We start from the raw sequence: 17,356 nt of genomic DNA, 5'->3' as shown, positions 1-17,356 counted from the left end.
TACCGTCGTGCCCGGTCGGTCGCGGCGAGCGGTCCGCTCGTTCGCATCGCGGCCAGTGTCACACGGGATCCGCGGGCAGGCGGGACCTTGGGCTCTGGGGTTCCTGGCCGACGACGGCTGGACTGCCTCGAGGCGACAGGAGGGGAGCGCTCGTGCGAACGGTGAGTGTGCAGGCCATGGTCGGCGCGGTTCGGGCCAGAGGCGGGGTCCCACGCGTCGTGGTGTCTGGCAACCACGCCACGCCGTGGCCGGTCGTCGCCGCGCTCGACGAGGGACTCGCGGAGTGGACGCTGCACATGCTCAACCCGCAGCGCGGCGTGCCGGTCCGTGACGGGATCCGGCTGGAGACCTGTTTCGTCGGGCCCGGCATGCGGGACGCGCCCACACTGGCCTACATCCCGAGCCGGCTGTCGATGCTCCCGTCCCTCCTTCGCACCCATCTCCCACCGGATGTCGTCGTCCTGCACACGAGCACCCCGAGGCGCGGGCGAGTCTCGATGGGCACCGAGGTGAACATCCTCCCCGCCGCCGTCGAGGCCGCCCACGCCCACGGCGGGCTCGTCGTCGCGGCGATGAACCCCCGGATGCCCTACACCTACGGCGACAGCGTGCTGGACCTCGACCAGGTCGACCTGGCGGTCGAGATCGACGACGAGCTGTCCGCGAGCACGCCCGTGCCGCTGGACGACGCCTCGATGGAGATCGGCGCTCGTGTGGCCGACCGTGTCCTCGACGGGGCGACGATCCAGGCGGGCATCGGTCTCATCCCCGACGCGGCCCTCGCCGGGCTGGCCTCGCGCCGCGAGCTGCGGATCTGGTCGGAGACGATCGGCGACGGCGTTCTCGCCCTGGAGGAGAAGGGCGCGCTCGACACGAACGTGCCGATCGGGACGTCCTTCCTGTTCGGCACCGCGGAGCTGTACTCGTGGGTGGACCGCAACCGGCGCGTGCGGATGCTGCGCACCGAGACGGCGAACAACCCGGCCCGCATCGCGCTCAACCCGCAGCTGGTCTCGATCAACAGCGCGCTGCAGGTGGACCTGCACGCTCAGGCCAACGCGGCGCACATCCGCTCCCGGCCCTTCTCGGGCTTCGGCGGACAGCCGGACTTCGTGACCGGGGCACTGCACTCGCCCGGCGGGCAGGCGCTCATCGCGCTGCGGTCGTGGCACCCGAAGGCCGATGTGAGCAGCATCGTGCCGTATCTGCAGACGCCGGTGACCTCCTTCCAGCACACCGCCGTCGTGACCGAGCACGGTGTCGCCGAGCTCATCGGGCGCACCCAGGAGGAGCAGGCGCGCGCGCTCATCGAGGAGGCGGCCGACCCCCGGGCCAGGGAGGAGCTGCGGGCGGGCGCCAGGACCGTCGGCCTGGGGGCGGCCGCGCTCGGCTGAGCGAACCGCGAGGCCGTGCCGGTCCCGCGGTTCGGGGCTAAGGTCACATGGGGAGCGGACGTTCGGACGTTAGCTGCCGAGGGCACGCGCGGTGGGATGGGACCACTCGAGGTCAGGAGCGGACGATGGCAGAGACTCCCGGATCGGGCCCCTGGTCCGCGCAGCCGAGCCTGGACCGCGAGGCCATCGAGGCCGTGGTCACCGCTGCAGCGTGGGCCCCGTCGATCCTCAACTGCCAGCCCTGGCGCTTCCACGCCTACCAAGGGGTGGTGGACGTCTTCGCGGTTCCCGAGGCTGCCCCCCTGCACCTCGATCCCACGTGCCGCGAGGTCTACCTGAGCCTGGGTGCCGCCGTCCTCAACCTGCGGCTGGCCATCGGTGCCCACGGTCGGTCCGCCGCGGTCCAGGTGCTGCCGACGCCGCTGGACCGCACGCTCGTGGCGCGAGTGCGCATCGGGTCGCGGGCGCAGCTGTCCGCTGAGGAGCAGGCGCTCTACGACGCGATCCGCCTCCGCCGGTCCAGCCGCAACCCGTTCAGCGACCAGCCGGTGTCCTACGAGGACCTGATGCGGCTGCAGGACGCCGCCTCCGTCGAGGGCGCGCACCTGGACGCGGTCACCGGCCGGCACCGGTCGACGATCGTCGAGGCGCTGCACGACGCGGACAGGGAGCAGCGAAGCGACCCCGCGGTCGTCCACGAGGTGCGTGGTCTGACGGTGGGCCGTGAACGCAGCGACGTCGGTGTACCGGTCGAGTCGCTCGGTCCGCGCCCGCTCGACCCGTCGGCGGTGACCCGGGACCTGGCCCTGGGCCAGCACGTGCCGGGGCGCCCGGCGGCCGACTTCGAGGACGAGGCGCTGCTCGCAGTCCTGCTGACCTCGGCGGACGAGACGGCTGACTGGCTGCGGGCCGGGATGGCTCTCGAGCGTGTCCTCCTCACCGCCACCGTGCGCGGCTTGTCGGTCGGCATCCTCTCCCACGCCACCGAGGAGGCCGACCTCCGCGGGGTCGTCCGGGACCCGACGACCGCCTGGCGCCATCCCCAGATCGTGCTGCGGATCGGCTACGGCGACCCGATGCCGCCCACTCCGCGGCGCCCTCTGGCGGAGATCCTCGAGGTCAGCTGAGGGTCACTCCGACTCGGCCTGGCCGCCGCGGACGACGGCGATCGGGCAGGTCGCGCCGTGCAGCACGTCACGGCTCACCGACCCGAGCAGCCGGGCACGAAACCCGCCCCGGCCGCGGGTCCCGACGACGAGCAGGGCGGCCCCGGCCGACGCGGCCACGAGGGCGTCCGCGGGCGGGCGCTGGACCAGCAGCTGACGGACGTCGACGTCGGGATACGTCTCACGGAAGCCGGCGAGGTTCTCGGCGGTGAGCCGCAGCTCCTCGCCCTCGAAGTCGGCCACCACCATGCTCTCGACGAGTGGGCCACCAGGACCTTGTGGGACCTCGTGACGGGGGGTGGCCCAGGCGTGCAGAACGGTCAGGCCCAGCCCTCGTGAGGAGGCCTCGGCGAAGGCGAAGGCGAGCGCCGCGGTCGACAGATCCGACCCGTCGACGCCGACGACCACGCGGCCGGCCTCCGTTCCCGAGGCGACGTGGTCGGCCGGCGGACGCACGATCACCACCGGGCAGCTGCCCTGGGCGGCGAGCTTCGCCGCGGTCGAGCCGACCAGCAGCTCGCTCAGCCCCCCGTGGCTGCGGTCTCCGAGCACGACCAGCGCCGCCTCCTCGCTCTGCTCGAGCAGCACGATGGAGGGCTCGCCGACAAGCACCTGGGTCTCGACCAGGACGTCTGGATGGCGGGACCGTACGGCGTCCGCCGCCTCGGTCGTGCTCTGCTCGCCGATGGTCAGGAAGATCTCCGGGTCCGTCGCCGGGTAGAGCTCGTCCCCCAGGACGCCGTACCCGGGAGCCACGTAGCTGGACGGCAGGGTCCCGCCGTCACCGACCACCTGGACGATCCGAAGCGGCGCGTGCCGGGCGTCCGCCTCGCTGGCGGCCCACTCGAGCGCGTGCTCGCTCGTGGCGGACCGGTCGTAGCCGACGACGACCCACTCGCTGCCCATGCTGCTCCTGTCCGTCGAGCGGGTGGTCCGCTCAGCTGTGGGCCGCCGGGATCACGGCGACCGGGCACTGAGCATGATGCAGCAGGGCGTGGCTCGTCGACCCGAGCACCAGGGAACGGAACCCCCCGCGTCCCCTGCTTCCCAGCGCCAGCAGCGAGGCTCCGGCAGAAGCCGCCACGAGGTTCTCGACGGCCTCTCCGTGGTGGAGGACCTGGCGTACGTCGACGTCGGGGTACTTCTCCCGCCACCCGGCGAGGCTCTCCGCCAGCAGCCGCAGCTCGTCGCCCTGGAACTCATCCACCAGCTGCCGGGTGAGCGGGCCGCCACGGCCCCGGACCTCATAGAACGTCGCCTCCCACGAGTGGAGGGCGGTGAGCCCGCACTGGCGCACCGATGCCTCGTCGAAGGCGAAGCCCAGCGCGAGCATCGAGGACTCCGAGCCGTCGACGCCGACGACGACGCGGCCCGCCTCCTCGCCGGCCGCGACCGTCGAGGGACGCACGACGACGACGGGGCAGTGGGCGTGCGTCGCCAGCACGAAGCCCGTCGAGCCCAGCAGGAGCTCCTTGAACTCGCTGAGGCCGCGCTGCCCGACCACGGCCATCTCGGCGCCGGTGAGGTTGTCCAGGAGCCCGCGTGACGGCTGGCCGACGACCAGGCGCCCGTCGGTCTCGATCTCGGGGTGCTGCTCCTCGACCCGCTGCACAGCCGCGGCGAGGGTCTGCTCGCCGATGTGGACCAGGAGGTCGGCGTCGGGCGCGGCGTAGATGCCGAACCCGGTCACCGTCCCCACCGGGGTGGACGCCACGTGCACGATGCGCAGCGGACGCTTGCGAAGGCTCGCTTCGGTGGCTGCCCAGTCCAGCGCGTCCGTGCTGGAGGGCGACCCGTCGTATCCCACGACGATCGGCGCAGACATGACCGACTCCTCTCAGCCCGGCGAGCGGGCGTCAGGTCTTGGGCCGGGTCGGGTCGATGGGTTCCGAGTCCGCGCCGGTCGCGCCGGCGACGTCGTCGGAAGCCAGTCCGAGGAGCCGGTCCGCCAGGAGGCGCAGGGACCGCGCGACCGCCACCTCGTCCCCGATCTCCGGGACGTTGGGCATGCCGTCGAGGAGCTGCGCGCGCCCGCGCGTCTCGAGGGTGCCCCCTTCGTCGTCGGTGAGCACCGCGTGCGCGGTGGTCCGGCCACCCTCCTCGAACACGTCAACCCGGATGTGCCAGGAACTCACGTGACGTGGCAGCTCCGAGTCGCCCCCAGCTCCATGGGTTCGGTTGCTCATGGGTCCAGCATGCTGGCTTCGTGATCTCCGCGCCAGGGACCTTGGGCCCCCGACGGGCGTCCCGTGCGCGCCGCTCTCGAGCCCGACACTAGGAGTTCGTGGCCTCGGGCGGCCGGCGCCGGTGCCCGTCGTGCGAGGCGCTCTCGTGGCGCAGCGAGATGCGCCGGCCCGTGAGGAACTCGGGGTGCAGGCGGATGTACTGGCCCTCGCGCGAGTCGACCCAGGTTCCGATGCCAAGGGTCTCGACCTGAGCGAGCTCGACGGGGTCGGTGACCGTGGTGGCCACGCCGGTCGCCACCACGCTCCAGCCGATGCGCAGCGCGGGCTCGAAGTCGTCGACCTCGAAGGCGACCACCGTGCCGTTCTTCGCGGCCGCGAGCTTGGTCCCCGAACCGGTACGGAACACGATGTCCTTGCCGTCGAAGGCGTAGTTCACCGGAAGGGCGGTGGGCATGGCCTGCGCGGTGAGCACGACCCGCCCGATCTCGGCCCGGGACAGCAACTCCTCGCAGCCCTCTCGTGACAGGACCTCCACGACCCGACCTGTGCTCACCCGTCGATCGTGGGCGTGCCCCGCCGACCGGAGCCAGGGACGAAAGTCCCCGTGGCGAGCACCGCCGTGGGCGGCGGCGGCCCGGGCTCATGCTCGCCGGTGCACCCGCGCCTCCCAGGCCCGCAGAACCGGTCCGTGCCACGGCTCCGGGTAGTTCGCCAGGACCGTTGTGGCGTCGAGCCAGGCGAGGTCGACCAGACCGGCCAGGTCGAGCGGCTCGGCGGAGAAGTTGGCCAGCACGAGGAGCTCGGCCCCCTCGTGCGCCCGGGTGAAGGCGTAGAGCCGGTCGTGGTCCGGCACCAGCATCGTGAAGGAACCGTGCACGACCACGGGGTCCTCGTGCCGCATCGCGATGAGCCGGCGGTAGTGGGTGAAGACCGACTCCGGGTCGTCCACCTGCGCCGCCGCGTTGATCTCGGTGTGGTTGGGGTTGACCGGCGCCCACGGCGTGCCCGTGGTGAACCCGGCCTCCTGGGAGGCGTCCCACTGCATGGGGCTGCGGGCGTTGTCGCGTCCCATGGCGCGAAGCGAGGCCAGGACCTGGTCGGGGTCCTCGCCCGCCGAGATCGCATCCCGGTAGTGGTTGAGCGCCTCGATGTCGCGGAAGTCCTCGATGCCGGCGAAGGGCACGTTGGTCATGCCGAGCTCCTCGCCCTGGTAGACGTACGGCGTCCCGCGGTGCAGGTGGAGCACGGTGGCGAGCAGTTTCGCCGAGCGGACGCGGTGCTCCCCGTCGTCGCCGAACCGCGACACCGCGCGCGGCTGGTCGTGGTTGTCCCAGTAGAGACTGTTCCACCCGACGTCGGCGAGACCCTCCTGCCACCCGCCCAGGCAGGCCTTCAGCTTCCGGAGATCGAGCGGCCGCACGTCCCACTTGGTCTCGCCCTGGTCCAGCTGCACGTGCTCGAATTGGAACACCATGTCCACCTCGCCCCGCGAGGGGTCGGTGAACGCCAGGCCGTCGGCGACGGTGATCCCGGGGGTCTCGCCCACCGTGAGGTAGTCACCAGGTCGGCCGCCGAAGACCTCGCTGCGCATCTCGCGGAGGTACTCGTGCAGCCTCGGCCCGTTGACGACGTACGGCGTGGCGTCCCCCAGCGCTCGTCCCGGACGGGTCGGGCCGTCCGGCAGCGCCGGGTCCTTCGAGATCAGGTTGATGACATCCATCCGGAACCCGTCGACACCGCGGTCCAGCCACCACCGCATCATCGTGTGGACCGCCTGGCGGACCTCGGGGTTCTCCCAGTTGAGGTCCGGTTGCTTGCGTGAGAACAGGTGCAGGTAGTAGTCCCCACTGGACTCGTCGAGCTCCCACGCGTGTCCCGAGAAGAACGACTCCCAGTTGGTGGGTTCGGCGCCGGGGCTGCCTGGTGGCAGCCCGCCGCGAGGCGGCCGCCACCAGTACCAGTCCCGGCGCGGCGCGTGCTTTGCCGCCCGTGACTCGACGAACCACGGGTGCTCGTCGGAGGTGTGGTTGACCACGAGGTCCATGACGAGCTTGATGCCACGGCTGTGCAGGCCGGCGAGCAGCTCGTCGAAGTCCGCCAGGGTCCCGAAGGCCGGGTCGATGTCCTGGTAGTTGCTGATGTCGTAGCCGTTGTCGTCCTGGGGAGAGGGATAGACCGGTGAGAGCCACACGACGTCGACGCCGAGCCGGCTGAGGTAGTCGAGCCGGCCGATGATCCCGCGCAGGTCCCCGATCCCGTCGCCGTCGGAGTCCGCGAAGCTTCGCGGGTAGATCTGGTAGACGACGGCCGAACGCCACCACTCGCTCACAGGACCACGCCCGGGTTGAGGATCCCGTGCGGATCGAGCAGTGCCTTCAGCTCACGCGAGATCCCCAGCGCGACGGGGTCGACCTGCTCGCGGAAGAGCGCCTTCTTCAGCGTGCCTACGCCGTGTTCGCCGGTGATCGTGCCGCCCAGCGCGAGGGCCGCTCGCATGACCTCGTCGAACGCCTGGTACGCCCGCTTGGTCGCGTCCTCGTCCGAGGGGTCGAAGCAGATGAGCGGGTGGAAGTTGCCGTCTCCGGCGTGGCCGACGGTGGCGATGGTCGTGTCGGTCTCGCGCGCCACCCGCCGGACCTCGGAGAGCAGGTCGGCGATCCGCGACAACGGAACGGCCACGTCCTCGACGAGCAGGCGCCCCTCCTCGAACAACGCCGGGATCGCGGCGCGGCGCCCGGCCATGAACATCTCGCCCTCGGCCCGGTCGTCGGTGACGGCGGTGAAGTCGGCTCCGTGCTCCTCGCACACCCGCTCCGCGGCGACGACGTCGGACAGCCCCGAGTCCGACTGGGCGATGAGAAGGCACTCGACTCCGGGGTCGAGTCCCATCGGGCGGTACCGCTCCACCGCCTGGACCGCGGCCTGGTCCATCAGCTCCACGGCGGACATGGTCGCCCCGCGCACGATCGTGCTCACGGCCCGGCCGGCGGCCGCCAGGTCGCCGAAGGAGGCGACGAGGGTGGCCGGCGCGGGCGGCAGCGGTCGCAGCCGAAGGGTCGCCTGCGTCACGACTCCGAGGGTGCCCTCGCTGCCGACGAACAGGCCCAGCAAGTCGAAGCCGGCGACGTTCTTGACCGTACGTCCCCCCAGGGCCATCACCCGCCCGTCGGCCAGCACGACCTCGAGCCCGAGCACGTAGTCGCGCGTGACTCCGTACTTCACGCAGCAAAGCCCGCCGGCGTTGGTCGCGATGTTGCCGCCGATCGTGCACTCCTCGTAGGAGCTGGGATCGGGTGGATAGGTCAGCCCGTGCTCGCGGGCCGCGGCCTTGAGCTGGGAGTTGACGACGCCCGGGCCGACGACCGCGATCAGGTCCCCGGTGTCGATGCGCAGCTGCTGCATGCGTGCCGTCGAGAGGACGACGCAGCCGTCGACCGCGGCCGCCGCGCCGGACAACCCCGTCCCCGCGCCCCGCGTCACCACGGGGGTGCCCGAGTCGTTCGCCCAGCGCATGACCGTCCGCACCTGATCGGTGGAGCTCGGACGAAGGAGAGCCAGCGGCCACCCGGCGTCAGGGGTCAGTGCCCGGTCCTGGCGGTAGGTCTCGAGGACGTCCGGGTCGGTCACCACCGCGTCGGCTCCGAGGGCGTGGCGCAGCGGGTCGAGGGCGCTCATGGCCCGATCCTCCACCACGGCCGGGAGGGCAGTCCCGGCGGCGGGTGGGCCAGGTCGCCGGCTCCCCCGGGGCGTCAGGAACTCGTCAAGATCGGTGCCCGCCGGCGTCAGGGGCCTGTCAGGTGACATCCGCTCGTTCTCACGATGGGGTTTGCTGGTGAATGAAAGTCGCAGCGCTCGACCCGGAGGGACGCATGACCGCCACCGCCCGCAGCGCGGCCGCACCGCCGTGGCTGGACGGGTCAGCCTCGCCCGAGGCGCTCAGCGCCGACCTCGACATCCCCCAGAGTTTGGGCTACCGCGCGAAGGTCAAGCTGCTCGGGCCGCCGCTCACCCGTGAGGCGCTCAAGCACGAGCGTCTCAGCAAGCGGCTGGCCCTCGGCGTGCTGTCCTCCGACTGCATCTCCTCCTCGGCCTATGGCACGGAAGAGATGCTGATCGCGTTGCTGCCCGCCTTCGGGCTGGCCGCGTTCACGATCCTGCTCCCGCTCACCGGAGTCGTCCTCGCGGTCCTGCTCATCGTCACGCTGTCCTATCGCGACGTCGTGAGCATCTACACCCAGACCGGGGGGTCCTATGTCGTCGCGCGGGAGAACTTCGGCCCCGTCGTGGCCCAGATCGCCGCTGTCGCGTTGATGCTGGACTACATCGTCACCGTCGCCGTCCAGACCGCGGCGGGCACCGCCGCGCTCGCCTCGGCCGTACCGTCGCTGAACCGGTGGCTGCTGGAGATCTCGATCGTGGTCGTCGCCATCCTCTTCTACGGCAACCTGCGCGGGATCCGCGAGGCGGGGCGCACCTTCGCGTTCCCGACGTACTTCTTCGCCGGCAGCCTCCTCGTCGTGATCGTGGCGGGCGTCATCCGCGAGATCATGGGCGACCTGCCGCATGTCCCCGTCGCCTCGGGGGCCTATCCCGTCGGGCACGGCGAGGCGGTCCTCGGCATGGGTGCCGTGTACGTGCTCCTGCGTGCCTTCGCCAACGGCGGGTCCTCGCTCACCGGGCTCGAGGCGGTGTCCAACGGGGTGAGCGTCTTCAAGAAGCCCGAGGGCCGCAACGCCCGCAAGACCCTGGTGGCGATGAGCGCGATCCTCGGCACCCTCGTCCTCGGGGTCTCCTGGCTCGCGCACGAGACGCACGCCACGCCGTACGTCGTCGGGACGCCGACGGTCATCTCGCAGGTGACCAAGGCCGCGCTGGGGAACTCCGTGGTCGGGCACATCGGGTTCTTCGTCGTCCAGTTGGCCACGATGCTGATCCTGTGGACCGGGGCCAACACGCCCTTCAGTGGCTTCCCGTTCCTCGCCAGCTTCGTGGCCGGGGACCGCTTCCTGCCGCGGCAGCTGACCCGCCGCGGCCACCGGCTGGCCTTCTCGAACGGCATCATCGTGCTGGCCGGCGCGTCCCTGGTCCTGCTGATCGGCACGGACGCCAAGGTGAACAACCTGGTCGCCTTCTATGCCATCGGCGTCTTCACCGGCTTCACCCTCGCCGGCCTGGGCATGGCCCGCTACTTCTCGGTGCGCAAGCAGGGCAAGTGGCGGCGCAAGGTCGCGCTGAACACGGCGTCCGGCATCGTGTCCGCCGTCGTCGTGGTCGTGTTCGCGGTCGTGAAGTTCACCGAGGGCGCCTGGCTGGTCGTCATCCTGTTCCCCATCGGGGTCCTCGCCCTCATCCGCCTCAACCGCCAGTACCGACGTGAGGCCCAGGCGCTGTCCCATCTCGGCCCGTCGACCGGGCGGCCGGCGATCAGCCGCAGCACGGTCGTCGTCCTCGTCGACGAGGTGGACCTCGCCACGCTGGGCGCCATCAGCTACGGGCGCAGCCTTCGCCCGACGGAGCTGCGTGCCGTGCACTTCGTGGTCGACAGCGCGCACGCAGAGGAGCTCCGGAAACAGTGGGCCTCCCAGCCCGCGGCTCGCGAGGTTCCGCTCTACCTCATCGACTGCCCGGACCGCCGGTTGGCGCGGGCGGCGCTGGAGCTCGCGGCGAGGGAGTCCGCGGCGCCGGGGACGGAGGTGACGCTGCTGCTGCCGAGGCGCACGTACGCCCGCTTCCTCGGCCGGATCCTGCACGACCGGACCGCGGACGACATCGCGCGGGCGGTCAGCCGGATGCCGCGCGTGGTGGCGACGATCGTCCCCTTCGACGTCGACGGCCTGATCAGCCGCAAGGCTCGAGCGGGCCTCGAGGCCCAGGAGCTGCCCCACCTGCCGGAACCCGAGCCGGAACCCGCCGAGGTCCCGCCGGCGCCCGAGGGGATCACGCACATCGCCGACCTCGAGTGGCGTAGCCGGGCGACCCTCGAGGGCCAGGTCCGATCGGTTCGCGTGGCGCCCCTGTCCGGCGCGCCCTCGCTCGAGGTCGAGGTCTGGGACGCCACGGGCGGGATGACCCTGGTCTTCTACGGGCGTCGCTCTATAGCCGGTCTGGAACCGGGGGCCCGGGTCCGTGCTACCGGCACGGTGGGCTCGCTGCACGGATGCCTGGCGGTGTCCAACCCCAGCTACGAGCTGGTCGGCGACGAGGAGGGCTCGGAGCAGGAGTCGGTCGCGTCCGGCCGCTGATCCCGCGCGGGGCTCACCAGCTGACCGGGCCGGCTCCCGCGAGGTCGCGGACCGACGTCTCCTCCACGAGGGAGGACACCAGGCGCAGGTAGACCGCACGTCCGAGCGCGGAGGCACCGCCGTCGTGGATCGGGACGGTCCGGGGAGCGGCGACCGCCCGCGCGAACGCGACGGTCTCCCGGATCGACGTCCAGGGAGCGGTGAGCGGGAGCAGCAGGACGTCGACGTCGCCGGGAGTGACGCCGTAGCTGTCGCCGGGATGGAACAGCGTCGGCCCGTCGTCGGGGCGGAGCACGAGCCCGACGTTTCCGACGCGCGGGATGTCCGGGTGGATGAGGGCGTGCTCGCCGCCGACGGCCTCGACCCGCACCCCGCCCAGCGTCAGGGTGTCCCCGGCGTTCAGGGGGGTCGCTGTGAGCCCCGCGCCGTCGGCGACGGCCATCGCCTCGCGCTCGACGTACAGCCGGGCGTTCGCGTTGCTGGCCAGCAGGCCGGGGAGACGCTCGACGTCGAGGTGGTCGGGATGCTGGTGGGTCACCAGGACGGCGTCGAGGTCTCGGGCGGCGTCGAGGTCGGCGGTGAAGTTCCCGGGGTCGAGGAGCAGCCGCGTGCCGCCCGACTCGACGAGCACGCACGAGTGGCCGAGATGGGTGATCCGCACGCCGTCATCGAAGCACGGGTCATCGAATGCACGGGGGATCGAATGCACGGGGGATCGAATGCACGGGGGATCGAGGACTGTCGGAGGCCCCTCTTAGCCTGGTAACGCCGATCTGAACGGAAACTGAACGGTTGCGTTTCGTATCTCGCTCGACTTAGGGTACGACGTCGTTTCGATTGTGCTCCGACGGGTCGGGGCCCGCCCGACAGCTGGACCGAGGAGGCGCTGGTGACCCGACTGTCCGACCTGCGGGCGCAGCGCCGCGCACCCGACGCCGGGCCCTGCCGCGGCCGTCCGCTGGACGCCGACCTCGACGCGACCATCCTCGGGGCTGCGGTCGCCCTCCTCGCCGAGGCCGGCTACGAGCGGATGACGATGGACGCGGTGGCGTGCCGGGCCCACGTCAGCAAGGCGACGATCTACCGACGCTGGGACTCCAAGGCGAGCCTGGTCGTCGAGGCGCTGCGCACCTGCCAGTTCGACGAGGTCGACCTGCCCCAGGGGAGCGACCTGCGCGCGGACCTGCTGGATGCCCTGCGGGTCTTCCGGGAGGCGGCCAGCGGGCCGGACGCGGCGGTGTTCAGCGGGGTGCTCGCGGCGATGCGGGCCGACCGTGAGCTGGCCCGGCTGGTCCGGGACCGGATGATCCGGCCGAAGCAGGCGCGGACCCGGGCCTGGCTTCGCGGGTACGTCGAGCGCGGGCTGCTGCCCCCCGATGCCGACGTCGAGGTGTTCGCGGAGGTCGGCGTCGCGATCCTCGCCTCCCGGTTGCTGTTCACCGGCGAGCCGGTGGACGACCCGTTCCTGGAGCACGTCGTCGACGACGTGCTCCTGCCCCTGCTGCGCCGCGGGCGTGCCCCGTCCGTGGACCGGCACAGCCACGATGCCGAGTTCGCCACCTCTGACGGGAGCACCCGATGAAGACCTTCGAGGGCGCCGAAGGCGCCGCGACCACCCCCGACCCCAGGCGCTGGCTCGCGCTGTGCGTCATCGGGCTGACCCAGCTGATGATCGTGCTCGACGCGTCGATCGTGAACATCGCCCTGCCGCACGCGCAGGCGGACCTGGGCATGAGCTCGATCGACCGGCAGTGGGTGATCACCTCCTACACCCTCGCCTTCGGCGGCCTGCTGCTGCTCGGCGGGCGCATCGCCGACTACCAGGGCCGCAAGCGCATGCTGATCATCGGCCTGCTCGGCTTCGCCACCGCGTCCGCGCTCGGCGGGGCGGCGCAGAACGCGGGGATGCTCTTCGCCGCGCGCGGCCTGCAGGGCGCCTTCGGGGCGGTCATGGCGCCGGCCGCGCTCGCGCTCATCACCACCACCTTCACCGAGCCGCACGAGCGGGCGAAGGCCTTCGGCGTCTTCGGTGCCATCGCCGGCGGTGGCGCCGCCATCGGCCTGATCATCGGCGGGATCCTCACCGAGTACACCTCGTGGCGGTGGTGCCTGTACGTCAACGTGCCGGTGGCCATCATCGCCGCCGCCGCCGCCGTCCCCCTCGTCCACGAGAGCCGGGCCCAGGGCGATCGCCGCTACGACATCCTGGGTGCCGTCCTGGTCACCGCCGGGCTGGCGCTGCTCGTCTACGGGTTCACCGAGGCCGGCAAGCCGGTCCTGGACGCGAACGGGCGGGCCGTCGGCACGGTGGGGTGGACCGACCCGGTCACCCTCGTCTGCCTGTTCAGCGCCGCGGCGCTCCTCGTGGGCTTCTTCGTGTGGGAGCGGATCACCGCCAGCCCGCTGCTGCCGTTGCGCGTGATCCTGGACCGCAACCGCGGCGGCTCCTACCTGGTGTTCCTGCTCCTCGGCGCCGGCCTGCTGGGCATGTTCTTGTTCCTGACCTACTACTTCCAGGTCCAGCTGGGCTACAGCCCGCTCAAGGCCGGCTTCGCCTTCCTGCCCTTCAGCCTCGGCATCATCCTCTCCGCGGGGCTGGCCTCCCAGCTGCTACCGCGCTTCGGCCCGAAGCCGTTGATGCTCACCGGGCTCTCCATGGGCATCGTGGCCATGCTCTACCTCACCCAGATCACCCTGACCAGCAGCTACCTGACCCATGTGCTGCCCTCCGAGATCGTCATGAGCATGGGCCTGGCCCTCGTCTTCATCCCGACCGCGAGCACGGCTCTGATCGGGGTGGCCCCCCACGACGCAGGCGTCGCGAGCGCCGTCCTCAACGCCGGTCAGCAGGTCGGCGGCTCCCTCGGCACCGGCCTGCTCAACAGCGTGTTCTTCACCGTCAGCACCGCGTTCGCGGCGGCTCATGCTGGATCGATCAAGGACCCGCAGGAGCTGGCCAACCTCGCGAGCATCCACGGCTATCACGTGACGTTCCTCATCAGCGCGGGCCTGTTCACCGTGGCGCTCATCATCACCGCCGCGCTGATCCGGGCCAGGCGCACCGACCTGCCCGCCGAACAGGTGGTCGCCGTGGCGTGAGACCTCGCCCGCGGTCCCGGGGGCCTGCGGGTCGCCCGCCTCCGCGACAATGCCGGTCATGGGACGCGGGCGGCTGCGGGTGTACCTCGGCGCGGCACCCGGCGTCGGCAAGACCTACGCCATGCTCGGCGAGGGACATCGCCGGCTCGCCCGCGGGACCAGGGTGGTGGCGGCCTTCGTCGAGGATCACGGTCGCGCGCAGACCCGAGCCCTCGTCGAGGGGCTGGAGGTCGTCCCGCGGCTGGTGGTCGAGCATCGCGGCGTCCGGCTCGAGGACATGGACCTCGACGCCGTCCTCGCGCGGCACCCCGAGGTCGCGCTCGTCGACGAGCTCGCCCACACCAACGCGCCGGGGATGCGCCACGCCAAGCGATGGGAGGACGTCGAGACCCTGCTCGCCGCGGGCATCGACGTCATCACCACGGTCAACATCCAGCACCTGGAGTCGCTGACGGACACGGTGGCGGCCATCACGGGCATCCGGCAGACCGAGACGGTGCCCGATACGGTGGTCCGGTCCGCGGACCAGATCGAGCTGGTCGACATGTCCCCGGAGGCGCTGCGCCGCCGCCTGGCCCACGGCAACGTCTACCCGGCCGACGCGATCGACGCCGCGCTGTCCAACTACTTCCGGGTCGGCAACCTGACGGCGCTGCGGGAGCTGGCGCTGCTCTGGCTGGCCGACCGGGTCGAGGAGGGGCTGGAGGCCTATCGCGCGGAGCACGGCATCGACGTCGCGTGGCCGGCTCGCGAGCGCGTGGTCGTGGCGCTCACCGGTGGACCCGAGGGCGAGACGCTCATCCGTCGGGGAGCGCGTATCGCGGGGCAGTCGGCGGGCGGGGAGCTCATCGCGGTGCACGTCGTCGCCGACGACGGGCTGGTGCACGGCGACCCAGCGGTGCTCACCCAGCAGCGCATCCTCGTCGAGTCCCTGGGCGGGACCTTCCGCACGGTCGTGGGCTCCGACGTCGCCGAGGCGTTGCTGACCACCGCCCGGGCCGTCAACGCCACCCAGCTGGTCATCGGGGCCAGCCGGCGCCGCGTCTGGGAGCGCCTGTTCGGGGGTGACGTGGGGGACCGCGTCGTCCGGGACTCGGGGGACATCGACGTCCACCTGGTCACTCACGCGGCCGCCGCCAAGGGGCTCGGGCGGGCCGCCCCGAGGGCCCTGGGGCACCGTCGCGTGCTGATCGGTTGGGTCATCGCGCTGCTGGGCCCGATCGTCTTCGTCCTGGTGATGCTGCCCTTCCGCGAGCACATCAGCCTGGCGTCCGCCCTGCTCGTGTTCCTCGCGCTCGCGGTCGCGGTCGCCCTCGTCGGCGGACGCTGGCCGGCGGTCGCCGACGCCGTGCTCGGGAGCCTGCTGCTCAACTGGTTCTTCACGCCGCCGTACGGGACCCTGACCATCGCCCACCCGCAGAACGCCTTCGCCCTGCTGGTCTTCGTCCTGGTCGCGGTGTCGGTGGCCTCGGTCGTGGACGAGGCCGCGCGGGTTCGCCAGGAGGCATCCCGGGCGGCCGGTGAGGCCGCCGTCCTCTCGACCCTCGCAGGCGGCGTGCTGGATGCGCCGGACGACCTGCCGGACCTGCTCGAGCACCTGCGCTCCACCTTCGCGCTCACCTCGGTCGTGCTCCTCGAGGCCGAGGCCCCCGGCTCCTGGGTCGCGGTCGAGGGCGCCGGATGGCCGCGCTGCCACGGTCCGGAGGACGCCGACGTCACGGTCCCGGTGTCCGCGAACCTCGTCCTCGCCTTCGTGGGTGGTCCACTCGACGCGGGTGACCAGCGGGTGGTGACCGCGTACGCCGCGCGCGTCGGCGCCATCCTCGAACGCACGCGGCTCGCCGACGAGGCCGCCGAGGCGCAGCGGCTGGCCGCGGGCAACGCGGTCCGCACCGCGCTTCTCGCGGCGGTGTCACACGACCTGCGCACCCCTCTCGCCGGCATCAAGGCGGCCGTCTCGAGCCTGCGGATGACCGACGTGAGCTACTCGCCCGAGGACGAGGCCGAGCTGCTCGAGACCATCGAGGTCTCCGCCGACCGTCTCGACGCGCTGCTGTCCAACCTGCTCGACATGAGCCGGCTGCAGACCGGCGCGGTCCACCCCCGGACCGAGGAGACGGCCGCCGACGACCTGGTCGCGCGCGGGGTGGCGGGTGCCGCCGTGGGTGGGGCCAAGGACCTCCAGGGCCGGGTGGAGGTGCACGTCGATGAGGACCTCCCGACGGTGCGCACCGACCCCGGCCTCGTGGAGCGCGCCCTGGCGAACCTGCTCGAGAACGCCATGCGGCACGCGCCGAGGTCCCCGGTCCTCGTCACGGCCAGCGCGGTGCCCGAGCGGTTGGAGATCCGCGTGGTCGACCGAGGTCCCGGCGTCAGCGACGCGGACAAGGCCGCGATGTTCGCTCCGTTCCAGCGGCTCGGTGATGCGCCGAACGGCGCCGGGGTCGGGCTGGGACTCGCCGTCGCCCGTGGCCTCACCGAGGCGGTCGGCGGGTCCCTCTCCGCCGAGGACACGCCGGGCGGCGGGCTCACCATGGTGCTGTCCCTGCCCACCGCCGAGGCCGAAGGAGGGGCGCCGTGACCCGGGTCCTGGTGGTGGAGGACGAGCCCCCGATCGCGCGGGCCCTGGCCATCAACCTGCGCGCTCGCCACTACGAGGTCGACGTCGCCCCGGACGGGCGTACCGCGCTCGACCTGGCCGCCACCCACCACCCTGACGTCGTCCTGCTCGACCTCGGGCTGCCTGACCTCGACGGCACCGAGGTGATCGCCGGGCTGCGCGGCTGGTCCGACGTGCCGATCGTCGTGCTCTCCGCCCGGGCGACCAGCGACGACAAGGTGGAGGCGCTGGACGCCGGTGCCGACGACTACGTGACCAAGCCCTTCGCCATGGACGAGCTGCTCGCCCGGCTGCGTGCGGCCCTGCGGCGCACCGCGCCCGTCGCCGAGTCCGACCTCGTCCTGGTCACGGCCGACTTCACCATCGACCTGCCCTCGAGGCGGGTCGTGCGCGACGGCCACGACGTCCACCTCACCCCGACCGAGTGGCGACTGCTCGAGGTGCTGGTCCGCAACCGGGGACGGCTGGTCTTCCAGAAGCCCCTCCTCCAGGAGGTGTGGGGGCCGGCCTACGGTCGGGAGACCAACTACCTGCGGGTGTACATGCAGCAGCTGCGGCGCAAGCTCGAGCCCGAGCCCGCCCGGCCCCGGTACCTCATCACCGAGCCCGGCATGGGCTACCGCTTCGAGGCATAGCCTCGCCCGCCCAG

14 protein-coding genes are annotated in these 17,356 nt (G+C 72.1%); 7 read left to right on the top strand and 7 right to left on the bottom strand.

The genetic code is table 11. The annotated features are described in order from the left end of the window. Positions 1–152: 152 nt before the first annotated feature. Together VMI11_00825 and VMI11_00820 are read left to right on the top strand one after the other, a co-directional pair. Positions 153–1,394: an acetyl-CoA hydrolase/transferase C-terminal domain-containing protein gene (locus VMI11_00825; protein HTY70949.1), complete on the top strand. Its 1,242-nt coding sequence runs from the start codon at positions 153–155 to the stop codon at positions 1,392–1,394. Positions 1,395–1,519: 125 nt separating this feature from the next. Continuing rightward, on the top strand, positions 1,520–2,521 hold the full coding sequence (locus VMI11_00820; protein ID HTY70948.1) for a nitroreductase family protein: 1,002 nt from the start codon (positions 1,520–1,522) through the stop codon (positions 2,519–2,521). Between the two features lie 3 nt (positions 2,522–2,524). Here the strand turns inward: VMI11_00820 and VMI11_00815 are convergent, their stop codons facing one another. The 6 genes from VMI11_00815 to VMI11_00790 all read right to left on the bottom strand — a co-directional run bounded on the left by VMI11_00815 (position 2,525) and on the right by VMI11_00790 (position 8,421). Further along, positions 2,525–3,466, bottom strand: coding sequence for a universal stress protein (locus tag VMI11_00815; GenBank protein HTY70947.1), 942 nt, complete (start codon positions 3,464–3,466; stop codon positions 2,525–2,527). A 31-nt stretch (positions 3,467–3,497) separates the two neighbouring features. Next, positions 3,498–4,385: a universal stress protein gene (locus tag VMI11_00810; GenBank protein HTY70946.1), complete on the bottom strand. Its 888-nt coding sequence runs from the start codon at positions 4,383–4,385 to the stop codon at positions 3,498–3,500. 31 nt (positions 4,386–4,416) lie between these two features. Beyond that, a complete protein-coding gene (locus tag VMI11_00805) occupies positions 4,417–4,746 on the bottom strand; it encodes a dsRBD fold-containing protein (GenBank protein HTY70945.1) in 330 nt (109 codons plus the stop codon). A gap of 88 nt (positions 4,747–4,834) precedes the next feature. Then, complete coding sequence (locus VMI11_00800; protein HTY70944.1) at positions 4,835–5,299, bottom strand: pyridoxamine 5'-phosphate oxidase family protein; 465 nt, start codon at positions 5,297–5,299, stop codon at positions 4,835–4,837. Positions 5,300–5,386: 87 nt separating this feature from the next. After that, on the bottom strand, positions 5,387–7,075 hold the full coding sequence (locus VMI11_00795; protein ID HTY70943.1) for an alpha-glucosidase: 1,689 nt from the start codon (positions 7,073–7,075) through the stop codon (positions 5,387–5,389). Next, positions 7,072–8,421: an FAD-linked oxidase C-terminal domain-containing protein gene (locus VMI11_00790; protein HTY70942.1), complete on the bottom strand. Its 1,350-nt coding sequence runs from the start codon at positions 8,419–8,421 to the stop codon at positions 7,072–7,074. Before VMI11_00790 ends, VMI11_00795 begins: the two co-directional genes overlap by 4 nt. Positions 8,422–8,615: 194 nt before the next feature. On the opposite strand from VMI11_00790, the gene VMI11_00785 reads away from it, so the two are divergent. Beyond that, the gene (locus VMI11_00785; GenBank protein HTY70941.1) at positions 8,616–10,988 is read left to right on the top strand and encodes an amino acid permease; all 2,373 of its coding nucleotides are present in this window, start codon (positions 8,616–8,618) and stop codon (positions 10,986–10,988) included. Positions 10,989–11,001: 13 nt separating this feature from the next. On the opposite strand, the gene VMI11_00780 is transcribed toward VMI11_00785, so the two are convergent. Further along, complete coding sequence (locus VMI11_00780) at positions 11,002–11,649, bottom strand: MBL fold metallo-hydrolase (GenBank protein ID HTY70940.1); 648 nt, start codon at positions 11,647–11,649, stop codon at positions 11,002–11,004. Between the two features lie 228 nt (positions 11,650–11,877). Between VMI11_00780 and VMI11_00775 the strand changes: the two genes are divergently transcribed. The 4 genes from VMI11_00775 to VMI11_00760 are packed head-to-tail and all read left to right on the top strand — an operon-like array spanning position 11,878 to position 17,342. Then, positions 11,878–12,570, top strand: coding sequence for a TetR/AcrR family transcriptional regulator (locus VMI11_00775; protein HTY70939.1), 693 nt, complete (start codon positions 11,878–11,880; stop codon positions 12,568–12,570). Continuing rightward, positions 12,567–14,087, top strand: a complete 1,521-nt coding sequence (locus tag VMI11_00770) for an MFS transporter (protein ID HTY70938.1) — start codon at positions 12,567–12,569, stop codon at positions 14,085–14,087. Before VMI11_00775 ends, VMI11_00770 begins: the two co-directional genes overlap by 4 nt. A 58-nt stretch (positions 14,088–14,145) precedes the next feature. After that, positions 14,146–16,668 carry a DUF4118 domain-containing protein gene (locus VMI11_00765; protein ID HTY70937.1) on the top strand — a complete coding sequence of 841 codons (2,523 nt, stop codon included), beginning with the start codon at positions 14,146–14,148 and terminating at the stop codon, positions 16,666–16,668. Further along, a complete protein-coding gene (locus tag VMI11_00760; GenBank protein HTY70936.1) occupies positions 16,665–17,342 on the top strand; it encodes a response regulator in 678 nt (225 codons plus the stop codon). Before VMI11_00765 ends, VMI11_00760 begins: the two co-directional genes overlap by 4 nt. The last annotated feature ends 14 nt before the right edge of the window (positions 17,343–17,356 follow it).

The sequence above is a fragment of the Actinomycetes bacterium genome (assembly GCA_035506535.1).
In the GTDB taxonomy this organism is placed as follows: domain Bacteria; phylum Actinomycetota; class Actinomycetes; order DATJPE01; family DATJPE01; genus DATJPE01.
Note: the sequence above shows the minus strand (reverse complement) of the source record. Positions and strands in the feature narration are given on the sequence as shown.

Coding starts and splice junctions, on each gene's coding strand:
- VMI11_00805 (HTY70945.1), bottom strand. CDS start 4,746: ATGAGCAACCGAACCCATGGAGCTGGGGGCGACTCGGAGCTGCCACGT.
- VMI11_00770 (HTY70938.1), top strand. CDS start 12,567: ATGAAGACCTTCGAGGGCGCCGAAGGCGCCGCGACCACCCCCGACCCC.
- VMI11_00810 (HTY70946.1), bottom strand. CDS start 4,385: ATGTCTGCGCCGATCGTCGTGGGATACGACGGGTCGCCCTCCAGCACG.
- VMI11_00790 (HTY70942.1), bottom strand. CDS start 8,421: ATGAGCGCCCTCGACCCGCTGCGCCACGCCCTCGGAGCCGACGCGGTG.
- VMI11_00815 (HTY70947.1), bottom strand. CDS start 3,466: ATGGGCAGCGAGTGGGTCGTCGTCGGCTACGACCGGTCCGCCACGAGC.
- VMI11_00765 (HTY70937.1), top strand. CDS start 14,146: ATGGGACGCGGGCGGCTGCGGGTGTACCTCGGCGCGGCACCCGGCGTC.
- VMI11_00820 (HTY70948.1), top strand. CDS start 1,520: ATGGCAGAGACTCCCGGATCGGGCCCCTGGTCCGCGCAGCCGAGCCTG.
- VMI11_00785 (HTY70941.1), top strand. CDS start 8,616: ATGACCGCCACCGCCCGCAGCGCGGCCGCACCGCCGTGGCTGGACGGG.